This is a genomic window from Pseudescherichia vulneris (assembly GCF_902164725.1).
Lineage (GTDB): Bacteria > Pseudomonadota > Gammaproteobacteria > Enterobacterales > Enterobacteriaceae > Pseudescherichia > Pseudescherichia vulneris.
Genome location: NZ_LR607338.1, coordinates 3,942,744 through 3,964,796, shown reverse-complemented (window position 1 = coordinate 3,964,796; position 22,053 = coordinate 3,942,744). Strand labels below are relative to the sequence as shown.

15 protein-coding genes are annotated in these 22,053 nt (G+C 58.3%); 13 read left to right on the top strand and 2 right to left on the bottom strand.

From position 1 onward, the window contains the following. The first annotated feature begins 145 nt into the window (after positions 1-145). The 4 genes from gudP to FN633_RS16350 all read left to right on the top strand — a co-directional run bounded on the left by gudP (position 146) and on the right by FN633_RS16350 (position 5,436). Positions 146-1,498: a galactarate/glucarate/glycerate transporter GudP gene (gene gudP / locus FN633_RS16365; RefSeq protein ID WP_154058446.1), complete on the top strand. Its 1,353-nt coding sequence runs from the start codon at positions 146-148 to the stop codon at positions 1,496-1,498. A gap of 2 nt (positions 1,499-1,500) precedes the next feature. Then, positions 1,501-2,841, top strand: coding sequence for an enolase C-terminal domain-like protein (locus FN633_RS16360; RefSeq protein ID WP_154058445.1), 1,341 nt, complete (start codon positions 1,501-1,503; stop codon positions 2,839-2,841). Positions 2,842-2,864: 23 nt separating this feature from the next. After that, positions 2,865-4,205, top strand: a complete 1,341-nt coding sequence (gene gudD / locus FN633_RS16355) for a glucarate dehydratase (protein ID WP_154058444.1) — start codon at positions 2,865-2,867, stop codon at positions 4,203-4,205. Between the two features lie 88 nt (positions 4,206-4,293). Continuing rightward, positions 4,294-5,436 (top strand): glycerate kinase, encoded by a 1,143-nt coding sequence (locus FN633_RS16350; protein WP_154058443.1) that lies wholly within the window; start codon positions 4,294-4,296, stop codon positions 5,434-5,436. 109 nt (positions 5,437-5,545) lie between these two features. On the opposite strand, the gene barA is transcribed toward FN633_RS16350, so the two are convergent. After that, entirely contained in the window at positions 5,546-8,308 is a 2,763-nt protein-coding gene (barA, locus tag FN633_RS16345; RefSeq protein WP_154058442.1) for a two-component sensor histidine kinase BarA, read from the bottom strand. A 57-nt stretch (positions 8,309-8,365) separates the two neighbouring features. Between barA and rlmD the strand changes: the two genes are divergently transcribed. The 6 genes from rlmD to queE all read left to right on the top strand — a co-directional run bounded on the left by rlmD (position 8,366) and on the right by queE (position 16,899). After that, positions 8,366-9,664, top strand: a complete 1,299-nt coding sequence (gene rlmD / locus FN633_RS16340; protein WP_154058441.1) for a 23S rRNA (uracil(1939)-C(5))-methyltransferase RlmD — start codon at positions 8,366-8,368, stop codon at positions 9,662-9,664. 52 nt (positions 9,665-9,716) lie between these two features. Further along, a complete protein-coding gene (relA, locus tag FN633_RS16335) occupies positions 9,717-11,954 on the top strand; it encodes a GTP diphosphokinase (RefSeq protein ID WP_154058440.1) in 2,238 nt (745 codons plus the stop codon). Between the two features lie 107 nt (positions 11,955-12,061). Continuing rightward, entirely contained in the window at positions 12,062-12,853 is a 792-nt protein-coding gene (gene mazG, locus FN633_RS16330; protein ID WP_154058439.1) for a nucleoside triphosphate pyrophosphohydrolase, read from the top strand. 226 nt (positions 12,854-13,079) lie between these two features. Next, positions 13,080-14,717: a glutamine hydrolyzing CTP synthase gene (gene pyrG / locus FN633_RS16325; RefSeq protein WP_042387850.1), complete on the top strand. Its 1,638-nt coding sequence runs from the start codon at positions 13,080-13,082 to the stop codon at positions 14,715-14,717. A 77-nt stretch (positions 14,718-14,794) separates the two neighbouring features. Further along, complete coding sequence (eno, locus tag FN633_RS16320) at positions 14,795-16,093, top strand: phosphopyruvate hydratase (RefSeq protein WP_042387848.1); 1,299 nt, start codon at positions 14,795-14,797, stop codon at positions 16,091-16,093. Positions 16,094-16,227: 134 nt separating this feature from the next. Further along, positions 16,228-16,899 (top strand): 7-carboxy-7-deazaguanine synthase QueE, encoded by a 672-nt coding sequence (queE, locus tag FN633_RS16315; RefSeq protein WP_042387845.1) that lies wholly within the window; start codon positions 16,228-16,230, stop codon positions 16,897-16,899. Positions 16,900-16,954: 55 nt separating this feature from the next. On the opposite strand, the gene queD is transcribed toward queE, so the two are convergent. Then, positions 16,955-17,317 carry a 6-carboxytetrahydropterin synthase QueD gene (gene queD / locus FN633_RS16310; RefSeq protein ID WP_154058438.1) on the bottom strand — a complete coding sequence of 121 codons (363 nt, stop codon included), beginning with the start codon at positions 17,315-17,317 and terminating at the stop codon, positions 16,955-16,957. Between the two features lie 305 nt (positions 17,318-17,622). Between queD and cysJ the strand changes: the two genes are divergently transcribed. The 3 genes from cysJ (at position 17,623) to cysH (ending at position 21,978) form a co-directional block, all read left to right on the top strand. Next, the gene (gene cysJ / locus FN633_RS16305; RefSeq protein ID WP_154058437.1) at positions 17,623-19,434 is read left to right on the top strand and encodes an NADPH-dependent assimilatory sulfite reductase flavoprotein subunit; all 1,812 of its coding nucleotides are present in this window, start codon (positions 17,623-17,625) and stop codon (positions 19,432-19,434) included. Further along, on the top strand, positions 19,434-21,146 hold the full coding sequence (gene cysI / locus FN633_RS16300; RefSeq protein ID WP_154058436.1) for an assimilatory sulfite reductase (NADPH) hemoprotein subunit: 1,713 nt from the start codon (positions 19,434-19,436) through the stop codon (positions 21,144-21,146). Before cysJ ends, cysI begins: the two co-directional genes overlap by 1 nt. Positions 21,147-21,243: 97 nt before the next feature. Continuing rightward, positions 21,244-21,978 (top strand): phosphoadenosine phosphosulfate reductase, encoded by a 735-nt coding sequence (gene cysH, locus FN633_RS16295; RefSeq protein ID WP_154058435.1) that lies wholly within the window; start codon positions 21,244-21,246, stop codon positions 21,976-21,978. Positions 21,979-22,053 lie beyond the last annotated feature (75 nt).

Sequence of the window (22,053 nt, the reverse complement as noted above, 5' to 3'; positions counted from 1 at the left end):
CTAATCAACGGGGAGCAGGTCACAGGGAGCTAACGAACCGCTGCACAGAGACTGCAATAAAACACCCGTACGTCATTCTGATACCCCTACAGGTTGTGCTTTTCAGAATGAATGTAGCTCAACGCTATAATTCAGGAGTGCAATAATGAGTTCATTAAGCCACGCAGCGAGCAGCGCCGAAAAGCGCACTAACGCTCGCTACTGGATAGTGGTGATGCTGTTTATCGTCACGTCCTTCAACTATGGTGACCGCGCGACGCTGTCCATTGCCGGCTCTGAAATGGCAAAAGATATCGGTCTTGATGCTGTTGGCATGGGGTATGTTTTCTCTGCATTTTCATGGGCCTATGTTATCGGCCAAATCCCCGGCGGCTGGCTGCTCGACCGCTTTGGTTCAAAACGCGTTTACTTCTGGTCTATCTTCATCTGGTCGCTGTTTACCCTGCTGCAGGGCTTCGTGGATATCTTCAGCGGCTTCGGCATCATCGTTGCGCTCTTCACCCTGCGCTTCCTGGTGGGCTTAGCGGAAGCGCCATCCTTCCCCGGCAACAGCCGCATCGTGGCGGCCTGGTTCCCGGCGCAGGAGAGGGGCACGGCGGTCGCAATCTTTAACTCCGCCCAATACTTTGCCACCGTCATCTTCGCCCCGATCATGGGCTGGCTGACCCATGAGGTGGGCTGGTCGCACGTCTTCTTCTTCATGGGCGGTCTGGGCATTATCATCAGCTTTGTCTGGCTGAAGATGATCCACGAGCCGAATCAGCACCCTGGCGTGAACAAGAAAGAGCTGGAGTACATCGCCGAAGGCGGCGGGCTGATCAACATGGATCAGCCGGGCAACAAAGTAAAAGTGCCGTTCAGCGTCAAGTGGGCGCAAATCAAGCAGCTACTCAATTCGCGCATGATGATCGGGGTTTATATCGGTCAGTACTGCATTAACGCCCTGACCTACTTCTTTATTACCTGGTTCCCGGTCTACTTGGTGCAGGCGCGCGGCATGTCGATTCTGAAAGCGGGCTTTGTCGCCTCCATCCCGGCCATCTGCGGCTTTGCCGGTGGCGTGCTGGGCGGCATCATCTCCGACTGGCTGATGCGCCGTACCGGATCGCTGAACATCGCCCGTAAAACACCTATCGTATTAGGGATGCTGCTGTCGATGGTGATGGTGTTCTGCAACTACGTCGATGCGGAGTGGATGATCATCGGCTTTATGGCGATGGCCTTCTTCGGCAAAGGCATCGGCGCGCTGGGTTGGGCCGTGATGGCCGACACCGCACCGAAAGAGATCAGCGGCCTCTCCGGCGGCCTGTTCAACATGTTCGGTAACATCTCCGGGATCGTCACCCCGATCGCCATCGGCTACATCGTGGGCACCACCGGCTCCTTTAACGGCGCGCTGATCTACGTCGGTGTCCATGCTCTGGTCGCGGTACTGAGCTATCTGGTGCTGGTGGGCGATATCAAACGTGTTGAACTGAAACCTGTGACAGGACGCTAACGATGAGTATGCAATCCAGCCCCGTTATTACCGATATGAAAGTGATCCCCGTCGCCGGCTACGACAGCATGCTGATGAATATCGGCGGGGCACATAACGCTTACTTCACCCGCAATATCGTGGTGCTGACCGACAACGCCGGGAACACCGGCGTTGGGGAAGCGCCCGGCGGTGAGGTGATCCTTAAGACGCTGACCGATGCGATCCCGATGGTGATCGGCCAGCAGGTTGCCCGCTTAAACCAGGTGGTTCAGCGTGTGCACAAAGGCAACCAGGCGGCTGACTTTGATACCTTCGGCAAAGGTGCCTGGACCTTTGAGCTGCGGGTAAATGCGGTAGCGGCCCTGGAGGCCGCGCTGCTCGACCTGCTGGGTAAAACGCTTGGCGTGCCGGTCTGCGAGCTGCTGGGGCCAGGTAAACAGCGCGACGCCGTGACGGTGCTCGGCTACCTGTTCTACGTCGGCGACCGGCAGAAGACCGATTTGCCGTATCGCGTCAAAACCGAGGGCAACCACGACTGGTATCATCTCCGTCATCAGGAGGCGATGAACAGCGAGGCGGTGGTGCGCCTGGCGGAGGCGTCACAGGATCGCTACGGCTTCAAAGATTTCAAACTGAAAGGCGGCGTGCTGCCGGGCGAGCAGGAGATTGACACTGCCCGCGCGCTGAAAAAGCGCTTTCCGGATGCTCGCATCACCGTCGATCCCAATGGCGCGTGGCTGCTGGATGAGGCCATTGAACTCTGCAAAGGGCTGAACGATGTCCTGACCTACGCGGAAGATCCGTGCGGTGCAGAGCAGGGTTTCTCGGGCCGGGAAGTGATGGCGGAGTTCCGTCGGGCAACCGGTCTGCCGGTGGCGACCAATATGATCGCCACCAACTGGCGTGAGATGGGCCACGCGGTGATGCTCAACGCGGTGGATATTCCGCTGGCGGATCCGCACTTCTGGACGCTCTCCGGGGCGGTACGCGTGGCGCAGCTGTGCGACGACTGGGGTCTGACGTGGGGCTGCCACTCCAATAACCACTTTGATATCTCACTGGCGATGTTTACCCACGTTGGTGCCGCCGCACCGGGTAATCCGACCGCCATCGACACCCACTGGATCTGGCAGGAGGGCGACGCGCGCCTGACCAAACAGCCGCTGGAGATTAAGCACGGCCAGATTGCCGTACCGGACGCGCCGGGCCTTGGCGTGGAGCTGGACTGGGACCAGGTACAGAAAGCCCACGAGCTGTATAAGACGCTTCCGGGCGGAGCGCGTAATGACGCGGGCCCGATGCAGTATCTGATCCCCGGCTGGACGTTCGATCGCAAACGCCCCGTCTTTGGTCGACACTAAATTTGTTATAGAAGGATAAAACGATGAGCAATCAATTTTCTTCCCCGGTCGTCACGTCCATGCAGGTGATCCCGGTTGCGGGCCACGACAGCATGCTGATGAACCTGAGCGGAGCGCACGCGCCGTTCTTCACCCGTAACATTGTTATCATCAAAGACAACTCGGGTCATACCGGCGTGGGTGAGATCCCGGGCGGCGAGAAGATCCGCCAGACGCTGGAAGATGCCGCCGCGCTGGTGGTAGGTAAAACCGTTGGCGAGTACAAAAACATTCTGACCGCCGTCCGCAACCAGTTCGCCGACCGTGACTCGGCGGGCCGTGGCCTGCAAACCTTTGACCTGCGTACTACCATCCACGTAGTGACCGGGATCGAAGCCGCGATGCTGGATCTGCTGGGCCAGCACCTGGGCGTTAACGTGGCGACCCTGCTCGGTGACGGTCAGCAGCGTAGTGAAGTAGAGATGCTCGGCTACCTGTTCTTCGTCGGCAACGCCAAAGCGACGCCGCTGCCGTACCAGAGCCAGCCGGATGATCCATGCGACTGGTATCGCGTGCGGCATGAAGAGGCGATGACTCCGGACCGCGTGGTGCGTCTGGCCGAAGCGGCCTACGAGAAATATGGCTTTAACGATTTTAAACTTAAAGGCGGCGTGCTGGCGGGCGAAGAGGAGGCCGAGTCCATTGTGGCGCTGGCGAAACGCTTCCCGCAGGCGCGCGTGACCCTCGACCCCAACGGCGCATGGTCGCTGGCCGAGGCGATCAACATCGGTAAGCACCTGAAGGGCGTGCTGGCCTACGCGGAAGATCCGTGTGGCGCAGAGCAGGGCTTCTCTGGCCGTGAGGTGATGGCCGAGTTCCGCCGCGCCACCGGTCTGCCGACCGCCACCAACATGATCGCCACCGACTGGCGGCAGATGGGCCATACGCTCTCCCTGCAGTCCGTGGATATCCCGCTGGCGGATCCGCACTTCTGGACCATGCAGGGCTCCGTACGCGTGGCGCAGATGTGCCATGAGTTCGGCCTGACCTGGGGCTCGCACTCTAACAACCACTTCGACATTTCACTGGCGATGTTCACTCACGTGGCAGCCGCCGCGCCGGGTAAAGTCACTGCTATCGATACCCACTGGATCTGGCAGGAGGGCAACCAGCGCCTGACCAAAGCGCCGTTTGAGATCAAGGGCGGGATGGTGCAGGTGCCGAGCACGCCGGGTCTGGGCGTCGAGCTGGATATGGATCAGGTGATGAAGGCGCACGAGCTGTATCAGAAGCACGGTCTCGGCGCGCGTGACGATGCTATGGGCATGCAGTATCTGATCCCTGGCTGGACGTTTGATAACAAACGTCCGTGCATGGTGCGTTAATGCAGAGGCCGGTCCCGGCGGGATCGGCCTGTTCCCTGTTTTTCCGGCTGTAGGGTTTAGGCAATCACACTCTGCGTAAGGACGGCTTATGAAAATTGTTATCGCACCGGACTCCTATAAAGAGAGTTTGAGCGCCCTTGATGTCGCGACCGCCATAGAGCAGGGCTTTCGTGAGATCTTTCCCCAGGCGGAGTACATCAAACTGCCGGTGGCGGATGGCGGTGAAGGCACGGTTGAAGCGATGGTTGCCGCCACTCAGGGGCGGATCGTCGAGGTTGCCGTGACCGGCCCGCTTGGCGCTCAGGTTGAGGGCTTCTATGGCCTCTCCGGCGACGAGCAGAGCGCCTTTATTGAGATGGCGGCAGCCAGCGGCCTTGAGCTGGTGTTACCCGAGCAGCGTAATCCGCTGATCACCACCTCGTGGGGAACGGGGGAGCTGATCCGTCATGCGCTGGACGCAGGCGTTAAGCATATCATTATCGGCATCGGCGGTAGCGCCACCAACGACGGCGGCGCAGGCATGGTGCAGGCGCTGGGGGCGAAGCTGCTGGATAGCGAAGGCAACGCCCTCGGGCAGGGCGGCGGCGCGCTGGAGACGCTGGCGCGGATCGACATCAGCGAACTGGACAGGCGACTGCACGACTGCCGTATTGAGGTTGCCTGCGACGTGACCAATCCCCTGACCGGCAAAGAGGGCGCAACGGCGATCTTTGGGCCGCAGAAAGGGGCGACGCCGGAGATGATTACCCGTCTTGATGCGGCGCTGGCGCACTATGCCCAGCTGATCAAGCGCGATCTCGATCTCGACGTGCTGGATCTTGCCGGGGGCGGGGCAGCAGGCGGCATGGGCGCGGCGCTGTTTGCGTTCTGCGGTGCCGAGCTGCGGCAGGGCATTGAGATTGTCACCGACGCGCTGCACCTCGATCGCTATGTTGCCGAAGCGGATCTGGTGATCACCGGCGAGGGGCGGATCGACAGCCAGACGGTACACGGCAAAGTCCCGGTGGGCGTGGCAAAGGTGGCGAAGCGCTACAACAAGCCGGTGATCGGCATCGCGGGTAGTCTGACGGCGGACGTCGGCGTGGTGCACGAGCACGGCATCGACGCGGTATTCAGCGTGATCTACGGTATCTGTACCCTGGATGACGCCCTGAAAAACGCGGCGGAAAACGTGCGCATGACGGCGCGCAACGTGGCAGCGGTGTTGAAAGCGGGCCAAGGGTTGCGTTAATCGAAAGCATCGTCATGCCCGGTGGCGCTACGCTTACCGGGCCTACATAGGGCACCATATCCGCCGTAGGCCGGGCAAACGCAGAGCCGCCCGGCATTACCACGATTTATCACCCAATCCATCTACGCGCTTCCCGCGCCACGTTATCCATCTCATCCAGCAGCTCCAGAAACTCTGGCTCCAGATCCTCTGCGGGCATGCCGCTGCGCAGATGGTGTTCGATCAGATGACACAGCCGCTTGAGGCGCGGTACGCCGCTGTAGCCGCAGCTGCCGTGCAGCTTGTGAATGGCCTCAACTAAATCTTCAGGCGCTTCCCCCACCAGCTGCTCCTCAACCTTATTGCGGATCTCCGGCAGGAAGGCGATCAGCATCTGTAGCATCTCCCGCGCCAGATCGGGTTTATTTGCCGACTGGCGCAGGGCCAACTGCCAGTCCAGGGAGACCTCAGGATTCTGCGGTACGTCTACCGACTCCGGCTCCGGCGGCGTGAGCCACTGGCTGACCCCAGGGCCGGGAAGATAGCGCAGCAGCAGGCTGTGGAGTTTCTCTTCTTCTATCGGCTTCGCCAGATAGCCGCTCATCCCGGCGTTCAGCAGCTTCTCTTTTTGCCCGGCCATGGCGTGGGCCGTTACCGCGATCACCGGCGTCTGCTGCTGGTGCGGCAGCTGGCGAATGGTTTCGCAGGCGCGAATGCCGTCGATATCGGGCATCTGAATATCCATCAGGATCAGATCGAACTGCATCTGCTTCGCACAGTCGATCGCGCTATGACCGCTGTCGCACAGCTGGACATACTGAACCTGATCCTCAAGCAGCGCGCCGATAAGCTTCAGGTTGGCCGGATTGTCATCCACCGCCATCACGCTCATCGGCAGCTTGCGGTCGTCGTTAAGCGCCTGCTCGCGAGGACGATTCAGGCGGCAGTACTCGGTCAGAGCAGGCAGCAGGCGCGTGGAGGTAAGCGGTTTTAACAGGCACGCGGCGGCACCCTCCTGCTTGAACTGCTCGGCGTTGATCTGCACGTGACACGGCAGCGCCAGCAGCAGGAAATCGGTCATGGAGGCGGCCTTTGCCAGCCGCTCGTGCTGCATGGTGAGCGGCTCGCGCAGGGTCACCGGCACGGCCAGCAGCAGGATATCGTAGTGCGCCTCCGGCAGGGCAGAGAAGGTCGGGCTGTAGATCACCTCCAACGGCGTTCCCTGGAGCAGATCCAGCGTGCTTTGGGCGGCGGCAGCGTTCGGCTCAACGTAGGCCAGCCGCTTACCGGCGAGGCAGTCGGTAGGTAGTCCTTCGCTGCTGACGTTAGGGTTAAGATCGAGGTTAATGTGGAACCAGAACGTCGAACCCCGCCCGGGCTGGCTGTGGAAGGAGATATCGCCCCCCATCTCGTTTACCAGCCTCTGGGTGATCACCAGCCCCAGCCCGGTACCGCCGTGCCGCCGAGAGATGCTGGCATCCGCCTGGCGGAACGCCTGGAAGAGCCGGGACTGATCGCGCTCGGGAATGCCGATTCCGGTATCGCGTATCTGCATCTCGATCTGCACCTTGTTGTTGCTCAGGGCGCGCTTCTCTACCAGCACATCAATATTGCCGTTTTCAGTAAACTTAATGGCGTTGCCGACCAGGTTGGTAATGACCTGTTGCAGGCGCAGCGGATCGCCAATCACATTGTCCGGCACGTCGTTTTTGACATTGAGCGTTAGCTCCAGCCCTTTGTCGTGGGCCGAGTGGGCGAGCAGGGTGACCACCTCGTCGAGGGCGTTACGCAGCGGGAAGGGAATGCTCTCGAGGATCAGCTTACCCGCCTCCAGCTTAGAGAAGTCCAGCACGTCGTTAATGATGGTAAGCAGGTTATCCGCCGAGCGCTCAATGGTATGCAGATGATCGCGCTGGGTCGGCGTCAGCTCGGATTTCAGCGTCAGGCGGGTAAAGCCAATCACACCGTTGAGCGGGGTGCGCAGCTCGTGGGACATATTGGCCAAGAACTCGGACTTGATGCGGGCCGCTTCCTGGGCGCGCTTCTTGGCCAAATCCAGTTCGACGTTCTGGATCTCCATCTGCTCAAGGGTTTCGCGCAGATCCGACGTCGCCTGATCGATGTTGTGCTGCATCTCCTCGTGGTAGGCCGCCAGCGACATCGCCATCGAGTTGATGCCGTTTTTCAGCATATCCAGCTCGCCCAGCATAAAGCCCTCAACGCGGCTATCCAGCTGGCCCCGGCGAATGTGGTCCACCGTATTGACCATGTTGCGGATAGGCCCGGTAACGTCGCGCATCAGCCGCCAGCCAAAGATCAGCGCGATCCCCGTGCAGAAGAACATCATCATGGCGGCGATAAAGATCTCTTTATACTGCTGTAAACGCACGGAGCGGAGATCCAGCTCCAGCGCGACGTAGCCCAGCATGTTATTGGTCGCTTTGACATCCGGCATGGCGGGCTCGTCGGGTGAATAACCCTCGGAGACAATGGGCGTGCGCAGGATCATCAGATCGCCATGGCGCGTCACGCTCAGCAGGCGAGGGAAGGCCGCACCGTCCGGGAGCTTTAACTCTTTGGGATCGAGATGAAAGTTAGAGGTCACGAACAGCCGGTTATTGTCATCGTAGACGGAGATGGCACGCACGATATCGGAGTGACGGCGGTGCAGAATGCTGATCAGCTGGCCGATTGAGTCCCGGTTCTGCAGGTTCATACCGTATTCACTCGCCACCGCCAGCGGCTCGATAATGCTTGCCCCCGCATCCTCAAGCTGCTGCTGTAAGTCATTGTAGCGGTGGACAACAAAGAAAACGCTAAGCAGTAAACCGATCAGAACGGTTGGCGCTAAGATTAAAATCATCATTCGCGCCCGCAGGCTGTAGTTGGTCATGGAGTTCCGTTATGGGACAATTAGAGTCATTATGTTTGATTGAGAAAAATCCCGGCAATGGCGCAATTCTACTCTGCAAAACGGCGCGTGACGACGCGTGAGATCATAACCGTAACAGTAAACGACCTGGATCCCTTTGGCCAGGGCGTTGCACGCCACAACGGCAAAGCGCTGTTTATCCCCGGACTGCTGCCCGGCGAGCGCGGCGAAATTACCCTAACTGAAGATAAGCGCCAGTTCGCGCGCGGGGCCGTGAAGCGTCGTCTTAACGACAGCCCGGATCGCGAAACGCCGCCGTGCCCGCACTTTGGCGTCTGCGGCGGCTGCCAGCAGCAGCATGCCAGCGTGGCGCTGCAGCAGCGCAGCAAAAGCAAGGCGCTGGCGCGTCTGATGAAGCACGACGTAGACGACATCATCGCCGCCGAGCCGTGGGGCTACCGGCGGCGGGCGCGACTGAGCCTGAATTATCAGCCGAAGACGCAAACGCTGGAGATGGGTTTTCGCAAAGCCAGCGCCAGCGAGATCGTCAACGTGGTGCGCTGCCCGGTGCTGGCGCCCCGTCTTGAGGCATTGATCCCTTCACTACGTGAATGCTTACAGCGCCTGGAGGCGGTACGCCATCTTGGCCACGTTGAGCTGGTGCTGGCCGATAACGGCCCGCTGATGGTATTGCGCCATACGGCTCCCCTTCCGGCTGGCGATCGCGAAAAACTGGAACGCTTTTCGCATTCTCAGGGCGTTGCGCTGTTTCTTGCTCCGGAAAGCGCCATACTGGAGCAGGTATCCGGTGAGTTGCCCTGGTACACCTCGGACGGGCTACGCCTGACCTTTAGCCCGCGTGATTTCATTCAGGTTAATGATAAAGTGAACCAGCAGATGGTAGACCGGGCGCTGGCGTGGCTGGATATTCAGCCGGATGACCGGGTGCTGGATCTCTTCTGCGGCATGGGCAACTTTACCCTGCCGCTGGCAAAACGCGCCGCCAGCGTGGTGGGCGTGGAGGGGGTGGCGGCCCTGGTGGCAAAGGCGCAGGAGAACGCGCAGCAGAACGGGTTGCAGAATGTGACCTTCTTCCATGAAAACCTGGAGGATGACGTGACAAAACAGCCCTGGGCGCAGCACGGTTTCACGAAGGTGTTGCTCGACCCGGCACGCGCGGGCGCGGCAGGGGTGATGCGGCACGTGCTAAAACTATCCCCAAAAAAGGTGGTCTACGTGTCATGCAACCCCGCGACGCTTGCCCGAGACAGCGAAGCATTATTAAATGCGGGCTACACTATGTCGCATCTCGCGATGCTGGATATGTTCCCGCACACCGGCCATCTGGAATCGATGGTGTTATTTGAGCGCGAGTGATTAATTCGGGCTTGCCGAATTCGGCAGGCTTCGTCCCTGAAAGGAGAGGACAATGGTTGCGGTAAGAAGTGCACATCTTAATCGAGCGGGTGAATTCGATTCGAAAAAATGGATCGCAAGTCTGGGTATCTCCAGTCAGCCGTCGTGTGAGCGCTTAGCCGAAACCTGGGCGTACTGCCTGCAACATACTCAGGACCACCCTGACGCCGAGCTGCTGCTGTGGCGCGGCGTCGAGATGGTGGAAATCCTCTCCATGCTCAGTATGGATCTCGACACGCTGCAGGCCGCGCTGCTCTTCCCGCTGGCGGATGCCGAGGTGGTAAGCGAAGCGGTGCTGCGCGAAAGCGTGAGCCAGTCCGTAGTTGCGCTGATCTACGGCGTGCGTGATATGGCGGCGATCCGCCAGCTCAAGGCCACGCACACCGACGCCGTCTCCTCTGAACAGGTCGATAACGTTCGCCGCATGCTGCTGGCCATGGTGGATGATTTCCGCTGCGTGGTTATCAAGCTCGCCGAGCGCGTTGCGCACCTGCGCGAGGTGAAGGACGCCCCGGAAGACGAACGCGTGCTGGCGGCCAAAGAGTGCACCAACATCTACGCCCCGCTGGCGAACCGGTTGGGCATCGGCCAGCTGAAGTGGGAGCTGGAAGACTACTGCTTCCGCTATCTGCACCCGGACGAGTACAAGCGTATCGCCAAGCTGCTGCACGAGCGGCGCATCGATCGTGAACGTTATATTGATGAGTTCGTCGGTCACCTACGCGCTGAAATGAAGCGCGAGGGGGTGAAGGCCGAAGTCTATGGTCGGCCTAAGCACATCTACAGCATCTGGCGCAAAATGCAGAAAAAGCATCTCACCTTTGACGAGCTGTTTGACGTGCGGGCGGTGCGTATCGTCGCCGAGCGCCTGCAGGACTGCTACGCCGCGCTGGGGATTGTCCATACCCACCATCGTCACCTGCCGGATGAGTTCGACGACTACGTAGCCAACCCGAAGCCGAACGGCTATCAGTCGATCCACACCGTGGTGCTGGGGCCGGGCGGCAAAACCGTTGAGATCCAGATCCGCACCAAACAGATGCATGAGGATGCGGAGCTGGGCGTTGCCGCGCACTGGAAATACAAAGAGGGCACCACGGCGACCAGCGCCCACAACAGCCACGAGGATCGCATCGCCTGGCTGCGGAAGCTGATTGCCTGGCAGGAAGAGATGGCGGACTCCGGCGAAATGCTCGACGAGGTGCGCAGCCAGGTCTTTGACGATCGCGTCTACGTCTTTACCCCGAAAGGCGACGTCGTGGATCTGCCCGCCGGCTCGACGCCGCTCGATTTCGCCTACCATATTCACAGCGACGTCGGCCACCGCTGCATCGGGGCCAAGATTAGCGGACGTATCGTGCCCTTTACCTATCAGCTACAGATGGGCGATCAGATTGAGATCATCACCCAGAAGCAGCCGAACCCGAGCCGCGACTGGCTGAACCCGAACCTTGGCTACGTCACCACCAGTCGCGGACGCTCGAAGATCCACGCCTGGTTCCGCAAGCAGGATCGTGACAAGAACATTCTTGCCGGTCGCCAGATCCTTGACGATGAACTCGCACACCTGGGCATCAGCCTGAAAGAGGCGGAGAAGCTCCTGCTGCCGCGCTACAACTTCAATGAAATGGAGGAGCTGCTGGCGGCCATCGGCGGGGGCGATATTCGCCTTAACCAGATGGTGAACTTCCTGCAGTCGCACTTTAACAAGCCCAGCGCCGAAGAGCAGGATGCCGCCGCGCTGAAGCAGCTGCAGCAGAAATCCTATGCGCCGCAGGGGCGCAACGGCAAAGACGATGGCCGGGTGGTGGTTGAGGGCGTCGGTAACCTGATGCACCACATCGCCCGCTGCTGCCAGCCCATTCCGGGAGATGAGATCGTCGGCTTTATCACCCAGGGGCGCGGGATCTCTATTCACCGCGCCGACTGCGACCAGCTGACGGATCTGCAATCCCACGCGCCGGAGCGCATTGTCGATGCGGTATGGGGCGAGAGCTACTCGGCGGGCTACTCGCTGGTGGTGCGCGTTACCGCCAACGATCGCAGCGGCCTGCTGCGCGATATCACCACGATCCTTGCCAACGAGAAGGTGAACGTGCTTGGCGTAGCCAGTCGGAGCGATACCCGGCAGCAGCTGGCTACCATTGATATGAATATTGAGATCTATAACCTGCAGGTGCTGGGACGCGTGCTCGGCAAGCTCAACCAGGTGCCAGACGTGATTGACGCCCGTCGTCTGCACGGCGGTTAACCGCATACTCTGCTATTTTCCCCGGCGGCGCATTACTCGCCGGGGATTCGCTCTACCGTAGGCCGGGTAAGCGTTAGCGCCACCCGGCGTTCTATTCAGGAAATCATATGAATCAAATCAACCGCTTGCTGGACATTATGCAGCGTCTGCGCGACCCGGAAACCGGCTGCCCGTGGGATAAAGAGCAGACCTTCGCCACCATCGCCCCCTATACGCTGGAAGAGACCTACGAGGTGCTCGACGCCATCGCCCGCAACGATCTTGACGATCTGCGCGGCGAGCTAGGGGATCTGCTGTTTCAGGTGGTGTTTTATGCCCAGATGGCGCAGGAGCAGGGGCATTTTGACTTCAACGACATCTGCGCGGCCATCAGCGACAAGCTTGAACGCCGCCATCCGCATATCTTTGCCGATGCGACCGCCAGCAGCAGCAGCGAAGTGTTGGCGCGCTGGGAAGAGATCAAAACCAGCGAGCGGGCGGAAAAGGCTCAGCACTCGGCGCTGGACGATATTCCCCACGCATTTCCCGCGCTGATGCGTGCCCATAAGATCCAGAAACGCTGCTCGGCGGTGGGCTTTGACTGGGACTCTCTCGGCCCGGTACTGGATAAGGTGCATGAGGAGATCGATGAGGTGATGCACGAGGCAAAACAGGCGGTCGTGGATCAGGCCAAACTGGAAGAGGAAGTGGGCGATCTGCTGTTCGCCACCGTCAATCTCTCTCGTCATTTAGGGGTAAAAGCCGAAACCGCGCTGCAAAAAGCGAACCTCAAATTTGAGCGCCGCTTCCGGGAAGTTGAGCGAATTGTCGCCGCCCGTGGTCTGACAATGACCGGTGTCGATCTCAACACCATGGAAGAAGTCTGGCAGGAGGTAAAGCGCCAGGAATCTGATCTCTAACGAATTTTGTGAATCAAGCGCGAAAAGTGGGGTTTTTTAAATAACAAGCGCTTGATTTGCGTCAAAAACATTTACCGCAAACGAGCTATTTTCTCTCTCCCCGTTATGAGCTGAAGATGAGAAGAGGAGGGATAATGAAAGTTTGTGGCGACAGCCTGGTTCCGGTATACTACTTTCCCGTCCTGGTTATTCCATCGTCTTTTAAACCTAACTTCTCAGGTTCAGCATGACAACGAACTATATTTTTGTGACCGGCGGGGTTGTATCCTCTCTGGGTAAAGGCATTGCAGCCGCCTCCCTCGCAGCCATTCTTGAAGCCCGTGGCCTTAACGTGACCATGATGAAACTGGATCCGTATATCAACGTCGATCCGGGTACCATGAGTCCAATCCAGCACGGGGAAGTGTTCGTTACGGAAGACGGCGCTGAAACCGACCTGGATCTGGGCCACTACGAGCGCTTCATTCGTACTAAGATGACGCGCCGCAACAACTTCACTACTGGCCGTATCTATTCCGACGTACTGCGCAAAGAGCGCCGTGGCGACTATCTGGGCGCAACCGTTCAGGTTATTCCGCACATCACCAACGCCATTAAAGAGCGCATCATTGCCGGTGGCGAAGGTCACGACGTGGTGCTGGTTGAGATCGGCGGTACCGTGGGTGATATCGAATCCCTGCCGTTCCTTGAAGCCATTCGCCAGCTGGCGGTGGATATCGGCCGTGAGCACGCGCTGTTTATGCACCTCACCCTGGTGCCGTACATGGCGGCAGCGGGCGAAGTGAAAACCAAGCCTACGCAGCACTCTGTAAAAGAGCTGCTCTCTATCGGTATTCAGCCAGATATCCTCGTTTGCCGTTCCGATCGTACCGTACCAGCCAACGAGCGTGCGAAAATTGCATTGTTCTGTAACGTGCCGGAAAAGGCCGTTATTTCAATGAAAGACGTCGATTCGATTTATAAAATTCCGGGCCTGTTGAAATCACAGGGGCTGGACGATTATATTTGTAAACGATTCAGCTTGAACTGCCCGGACGCTAACCTGAGCGAATGGGAACAGGTTATCTACGAAGAAGCGAATCCGTCAGGTGAAGTCACCATCGGTATGGTCGGCAAGTACATTGAGCTGCCGGATGCCTACAAGTCGGTGATTGAAGCGCTGAAGCATGGCGGCCTGAAAAACCGTGTTACCGTCAACATCAAATTGATCGATTCGCAAGATGTTGAAACACGCGGCGTAGAAATTCTGAAAGATCTGGATGCTATCCTGATCCCAGGTGGCTTCGGCTACCGTGGCGTAGAAGGCAAAATCGCCACCGCGCGCTATGCGCGTGAACACAATATTCCTTATCTGGGCATCTGCCTGGGTATGCAAGTTGCGCTGATCGAGTTTGCGCGCAACGTGGCGGGGATGGACAACGCTAACTCAACGGAATTTGTGCCAGACTGTAAGTTCCCGGTTGTGGCTCTCATTACCGAATGGCGTGACGAAGAGGGCAACGTCGAAGTGCGCTCTGAGAAGAGCGACCTGGGCGGCACAATGCGTCTTGGTGCGCAGCAGTGCCAGCTTGATGACGATAGCCTGGTGCGTCAGATGTACGGTTCGTCGACTATCGTTGAACGTCATCGTCACCGCTATGAAGTTAACAACATGCTGTTGAAACAAATTGAAGCTGCGGGTCTGCGTGTTGCAGGCCGTTCCGGCGATGATCAGTTGGTCGAGATCATCGAGGTGCCAAACCATCCGTGGTTTGTTGCCTGTCAGTTCCACCCGGAATTTACTTCAACGCCGCGCGACGGGCATCCGCTGTTCTCAGGCTTTGTGAAAGCCGCCAGCGACTACCAGAAACGTCAGGCGAAGTAAGAGTTAGAGCGACAGTGCATCCTTAGGGATGCACTGTTTGTCTGGAGTTTTAATTAACTTGTACTGAGGAAATCCTAATGTCCAAAATCGTTAAAGTCATCGGTCGTGAAATCATCGACTCCCGTGGTAACCCGACTGTTGAAGCCGAAGTACACCTGGAAGGTGGTTTCGTCGGTATGGCTGCTGCCCCATCAGGTGCTTCTACTGGTTCCCGCGAAGCGCTGGAACTGCGCGATGGCGACAAATCCCGTTTCCTGGGTAAAGGCGTGACCAAAGCCGTTGGCGCGGTTAACGGCCCGATCGCTCAGGCTATCCTTGGCAAAGACGCTAAAGATCAGGCTGGCATCGACCAGATCATGATCGACCTCGACGGTACTGAGAACAAATCTAACTTCGGTGCTAACGCAATTCTGGCTGTTTCCCTGGCGAACGCCAAAGCTGCCGCTGCCTCTAAAGGCCTGCCGCTGTATGCGCACATCGCTGAACTGAACGGCACCCCGGGCAAATACTCTATGCCGGTTCCGATGATGAACATCATCAACGGTGGCGAGCACGCTGACAACAACGTAGACATTCAGGAATTTATGATTCAGCCGGTTGGCGCGAAATCCCTGAAAGAAGCCGTACGTATGGGTTCAGAAGTGTTCCACAACCTGGCGAAAGTGCTGAAGTCTAAAGGCATGAACACCGCTGTGGGCGATGAAGGTGGCTACGCGCCGAACCTGGGTTCCAACGCCGAAGCACTGGCTGTTATCGCTGAAGCGGTAAAAGCAGCGGGCTACGAGCTGGGTACCGACATCACTCTGGCGATGGACTGTGCAGCCTCTGAGTTCTACAAAGATGGCAAATACGTTCTGGCTGGCGAAGGCAACAAAGCATTCACCTCTGAAGAGTTCACCCACTTCCTGGAAGATCTGACCAAACAGTATCCGATCGTTTCCATCGAAGATGGCCTGGACGAGTCTGACTGGACCGGCTTTGCTTACCAGACCAAAGTGCTGGGCGACAAAATCCAGCTGGTTGGCGACGATCTGTTCGTAACCAACACCAAGATCCTGAAAGAAGGCATCGAGAAAGGCATCGTTAACTCCATCCTGATCAAATTCAACCAGATCGGTTCTCTGACCGAAACGCTGGCTGCGATCAAAATGGCGAAAGACGCTGGCTACACCGCGGTTATCTCTCACCGCTCTGGCGAAACTGAAGATGCAACCATCGCTGACCTGGCTGTGGGCACCGCTGCTGGCCAGATCAAAACCGGTTCTATGAGCCGTTCTGACCGCGTTGCTAAGTACAACCAGCTGATTCGTATCGAAGAAGCGCTGGGTGAACAAGCGCCGTACAACGGTCGTAAAGAGATCAAAGGCCAGGCATAATCCCCTGACTTTTCGCTCTTAATAGAAAACCCGCTTCGGCGGGTTTTTTTATTGCTGCAATAGCGCAGCTGCTGCACATGACCTGAGGGCAGGGATCTGCGATACTTACGTTTTACAGCCAAACAGAGATGAGTATGCAGTACCCGATTAATGAGATGTTCCAGACCTTGCAAGGCGAGGGTTACTTTACCGGCGTTCCCGCTATTTTTATCCGTCTGCAGGGGTGCCCGGTAGGCTGTGCCTGGTGCGATACCAAGCACACCTGGGATAAGCTCGCCGATCGAGAAGTGTCCCTCTACAGCGTGCTGGCAAAAACCAAAGAGAGCGATAAGTGGGGCCCGGCAAGCAGTGAAGATCTGCTGGCCATCATTGAGCGTCAGGGCTATACCGCCCGCCATGTGGTGATCACCGGCGGCGAACCCTGCATTCACGACCTGATCCCGCTGACGATGCTGCTGGAGAAAAACGGCTTTAGCTGCCAGATCGAAACCAGCGGCACCCACGAAGTGCGCACCTCGACCAACACCTGGGTGACGGTTTCACCGAAGGTGAATATGCGCGGCGGGTATGACATTCTCCAGCAGGCGCTGGATCGTGCGGATGAGATCAAGCACCCGGTTGGCCGGATGCGTGACGTTGAGGCGCTGGATGAACTGCTGGCGACGCTGCACGACGATAAGCCGCGAGTGATTGCGCTTCAGCCGATCAGCCAGAAAGAGGATGCGACGCGTCTGTGCATTGAAACCTGCATCGCTCGCAACTGGCGTCTGTCGATGCAGACGCATAAGTATCTGAATATTGCCTGATATAGACCGATACGCCCGGTGGCACTAATGCTTACCGGGCCTACACGATCGCCTCTCACTCTCCGCGATAGACGCAACCCGCCGTACAGGTTTCTTTGATTGTCACTGCGCTCAGCAGCGGCACAAGCGGCTTCATCTCTTCCCAGATCCACTTCGCCAGCACTTCGCTGGTTGGGTTTTCCAGGCCGGGGATATCGTTCAGATAGTAGTGATCCAACCGGTCGTAGGTCGGCTTAAACGCCGCCTTTAGCTCGGAAAAGTCCATGATCCATCCCGTATGGGGATCGACATCACCGGTAATTTCCAGGCGCACCATAAACGAGTGGCCATGCAGGCGACCGCATTTGTGGCCTTCCGGTACGTGTGGCAGACGGTGAGCGGCTTCGAAGATGAAATCTTTAAATAACGTGGTAGACATGATGAATTCTCAGACAGGCAAAAACCGCCGCATACTACCGGAATTGACCTTTTTTGGCATTAACTAAAACAGGCAAAAGCGGTAAAGCCTGCCCTATTGTCATTAAATTCATACTTTACCCTTTCAAATCAATACATTAATTAACCTGTTTTACTGTTAATAACTATGACTAAAAGCGGTTAGCGTTTTTAGTTATTTGTTATTTCCATCCCTTCTTTAATTGTTATTATTCACGCCGTTAACCTTACACTCTGTTCTGTTTTTACGCTTTTTTACTCGCTTTGCTTACTGGAACATAACGACGCATGACGACACAGGCCCCACCTTCCGCTTTGCTTCCGCTGAACCCGGAGCAGCTGGCGCGCCTTCAGGCAGCCACCAACGATTTAACACCGACCCAGCTCGCCTGGGTTTCTGGCTATTTCTGGGGCGTGCTTAACCAGCAGCCTGGCGCAGCAGCGATGGCGGCAGCGCCGGCTCCGGCGGCAGAGACGCCGACGATCACGCTGCTCAGCGCATCGCAAACCGGTAACGCCCGTCGCATCGCAGAAGCACTGCGTGACGATCTGCTGGCGGCGAAGCTCAACGTCAACCTGGTCAACGCTGGCGACTATAAATTCAAACAAATTGCCAATGAAAAGCTGCTGGTTGTGGTTGCTTCGACCCAGGGTGAAGGGGAGCCACCGGAAGAGGCGGTCGCCCTGCATAAGTTCCTGTTCTCGAAAAAAGCGCCGAAGCTTAACGGGAGTGCCTTCGCCGTGTTCGGCCTGGGCGATACCTCCTACGAATTCTTCTGCCAGTGCGGTAAAGATTTTGACAGCAAGCTGGCGGAGCTGGGTGCCGAGCGCCTGCTGGATCGCGTGGATGCCGACGTTGAGTATCAGACGGCGGCCAGCGAGTGGCGGGCCCGTATCGTTGAGATCCTGAAGGCCCGCGTGCCCACCGAAAGCCCGGCCCAGGCGGCAGTGACCGCCACCGGCGTGGTCAACGAGGTCTTCTCCAGCCCCTATACTAAAGAAGAGCCGCTGGTCGCCACGCTCGCCGTGAACCAGAAGATCACCGGTCGTAACTCCGAGAAAGACGTTCGTCATATCGAGATCGATCTGGGCGACTCCGGTCTGAGTTACCAGCCGGGCGATGCGCTGGGCGTGTGGTATCAGAACGATCCGGCGCTGGTGCGCGAGCTGGTTGAGCTGCTGTGGCTGAAAGGCGACGAGCCGGTCACCGTGGATGGCAAAACGCTGCCGCTCTCTGACGCGCTGGAATGGCATTTTGAGCTGACGGTCAACACCGCCAGCATCGTTGAGAACTACGCCAAACTGAGCCGCAGTGAAACCCTGCTGCCGATGGTAGGCGACAAGGCGCGACTCCAGCACTACGCCGCAACGACGCCGATCGTCGACATGGTGCGCTTCTCTGCGGCCCAGCTGGATGCCGAGGCGCTGATTAGCCTGCTGCGTCCTCTGACCCCGCGCCTCTACTCCATCGCCTCATCCCAGGCGGAAGTCGAGAGCGAAGTGCATGTCACCGTTGGCGTGGTGCGCTATGACGTTGAAGGCCGCGCCCGCACCGGCGGCGCATCAGGCTTCCTCGCCGATCGCGTCGAAGAGGACGGTGAGATCCGCGTGTTCATTGAGCACAACGATAACTTCCGCCTGCCTGCTAACCCAGAGACGCCGGTGATCATGATCGGCCCTGGCACCGGTATCGCGCCGTTCCGCGCCTTTATGCAGCAGCGTGCGGCGGACGAGGCACCGGGTAAAAACTGGCTGATCTTTGGCAACCCGCACTTTACCGAAGATTTCCTGTACCAGGTGGAGTGGCAGCGCTACGTCAAAGAGGGCGTGCTGAACCGCATCGATCTGGCCTGGTCCCGCGACCAGAAAGAGAAAATATACGTACAAGATAAGCTGCGCGAACAGGGCGCAGAGCTGTGGCGCTGGATCAACGAAGGTGCGCACATTTATGTCTGCGGCGACGCGACGCGTATGGCGCGCGACGTTGAGCAGGCTTTACTGGAAGTGATTGCCGAGTTCGGTGGCATGGATACCGAAACGGCTGACGAATATTTAAGTGAGCTGCGCGTAGAGCGCCGTTATCAGCGAGATGTCTACTAATGAGCGATAAACACCCTGGTCCGCTGGTGGTCGAAGGTAAACTGACCGACGCCGAGCGTATGAAACGTGAGAGCAACTACCTGCGCGGTACGATTGCGGAAGATCTGAACGACGGGCTTACCGGCGGTTTTAAAGGTGACAACTTTCTGCTGATCCGCTTCCACGGTATGTATCAGCAGGATGACCGTGATATTCGTGCCGAACGTGCCGAGCAGAAGCTGGAGCCGCGCCATGCCATGATGCTGCGCTGCCGTCTGCCGGGTGGGATCATCACCCCGGCGCAGTGGCAGGCCATCGACACGTTTGCTGAAGAGAAGACCCTCTACGGCAGCATTCGTCTGACCAACCGTCAGACCTTCCAGTATCACGGTATTCTGAAGAAGAACGTTAAGCCAGCCCATCAGATGCTGCATGAAGTGGGCCTGGACGCGCTGGCGACCGCCAACGACATGAACCGTAACGTGCTCTGCACCTCTAACCCGATTGAGTCGGAGCTGCACGCGGAGGCCTACGAGTGGGCGAAGAAGCTCTCTGAGCATCTGCTGCCGCGTACCCGCGCCTATGCTGAGATCTGGCACGACGCGGAGAAGGTGGCGACCACCGATGAAGAGCCGATCCTCGGGCAGACCTATCTGCCACGTAAGTTCAAAACCACGGTGGTGATCCCGCCGCAGAACGACGTCGATCTGCACGCCAACGACATGAACTTTATTGCTATCGCCGAGAACGGCAAGCTGATCGGCTTTAACCTGCTGGTGGGCGGTGGTCTCTCTATCGAGCACGGTAACAAGAAAACCTACGCCCGCACCGCGAGCGAGTTTGGCTTCCTGCCGCTGGAGCACACCCTGGCGGTGGCAGAGGCGGTCGTAACAACCCAGCGCGACTGGGGCAACCGTACCGATCGTAAAAACGCCAAGACCAAATACACCCTTGAGCGCGTGGGCGTTGAGACCTTTAAAGCGGAAGTCGAGCGCCGGGCGGGCATGAAATTCGAGCCGGTTCGTCCGTACGAGTTCACCGGCCGCGGGGATCGCATCGGCTGGGTGAAGGGCATCGATAACAAGTGGCACCTGACGCTGTTTATCGAAAACGGCCGTATTCTTGATTATCCGGATCGTCCGCTAAAGACCGGCCTGCTGGAGATCGCGAAGATCCACAAGGGTGATTTCCGCCTGACCGCGAACCAGAACCTGATCGTTGCGGGCGTACCGGAGAGCGAGAAGGCGAAGATTGAGGCACTGGCGCGTTCCCACGGTCTGATGGATGCGGTAAAGCCGCAGCGCGAGAACTCCATGGCCTGCGTCTCTTTCCCGACCTGTCCGCTGGCGATGGCGGAAGCGGAGCGTTTCCTGCCGAGCTTCGTCGATAAAGTCGAAGCGATTATGGAGAAGCACGGCGTGGGTGACGATCATATCGTGATGCGCGTGACCGGCTGCCCGAACGGCTGTGGCCGTGCGCTGCTGGCGGAGCTGGGGCTTGTAGGTAAAGCGCCGGGGCGCTATAACCTGCATCTTGGTGGCAACCGGATGGGTACGCGCATTCCGCGCATGTACCGTGAGAACATCACCGAGTCTGAGATCCTCGACTCTATCGACGTGCTGGTAGGCCGCTGGTCGAAAGAGCGCGAAGCGGGCGAAGGCTTCGGCGACTTCACCGTTCGCACGGGCATCATCCGTCCGGTGCTGGATCCGGCGCGGGATTTCTGGGAGTAACGTGGTCATGCCCGGTGGCGCGTTGCTTACCGGGCCTACTAAACCGTAGGTCGGGCAAACGCAGTGCCGCCCGGCGTAACAGGCAAACGAGGTTCTTATGTCCGTACTCGATCTAAATGCCCTTAACGATCTGCCAAAAGTTGAACGCATTCTGGCTTTGGCGGAGACCAACGGCCAGCTTGAAAAACTGAGTGCTGAAGAGCGCGTCGTCTGGGCGTTAGAAAATCTGCCCGGCGAGTATGTGCTCTCCTCAAGCTTTGGTATCCAGGCGGCGGTCAGCCTGCATCTGGTGAATCAGATCAGCCCGGACATCCCGGTGATCCTGACCGATACCGGCTACCTGTTCCCGGAGACCTACCAGTTCATTGATGAGCTGGCAGACAAGCTCAAGCTGAACCTGAAGATCTACCGTGCAGAGCAGAGCCCGGCGTGGCAGGAAGCGCGCTACGGTAAGCTGTGGGAGCAGGGTGTGGAAGGTATTGAGAAGTACAACGAGATCAACAAGGTCGAGCCGATGAACCGCGCCCTGAAAGAGCTGAAGGCACAGACCTGGTTTGCTGGCCTGCGCCGGGAGCAGTCCGGCAGCCGCGCCACGCTACCGGTGCTGGCAGTTCAGCGCGGGGTGTTTAAGGTGCTGCCGATCATCGACTGGGACAACCGTACCGTTTATCAGTATCTGCAGAAGCACGGGCTGAAGTACCACCCGCTGTGGGACCAGGGCTACCTCTCGGTGGGCGATACGCACACCACCCGCAAATGGGAGCCGGGCATGGCAGAGGAAGAGACCCGCTTCTTCGGCCTCAAGCGCGAATGCGGGCTGCACGAGGGGTGATATAACGCTCCCAACGGAAAATGCTGACTTTCGAGTCGGCATTTTTTTTGGATATTTCGGTGCGGAGAGCGGGGG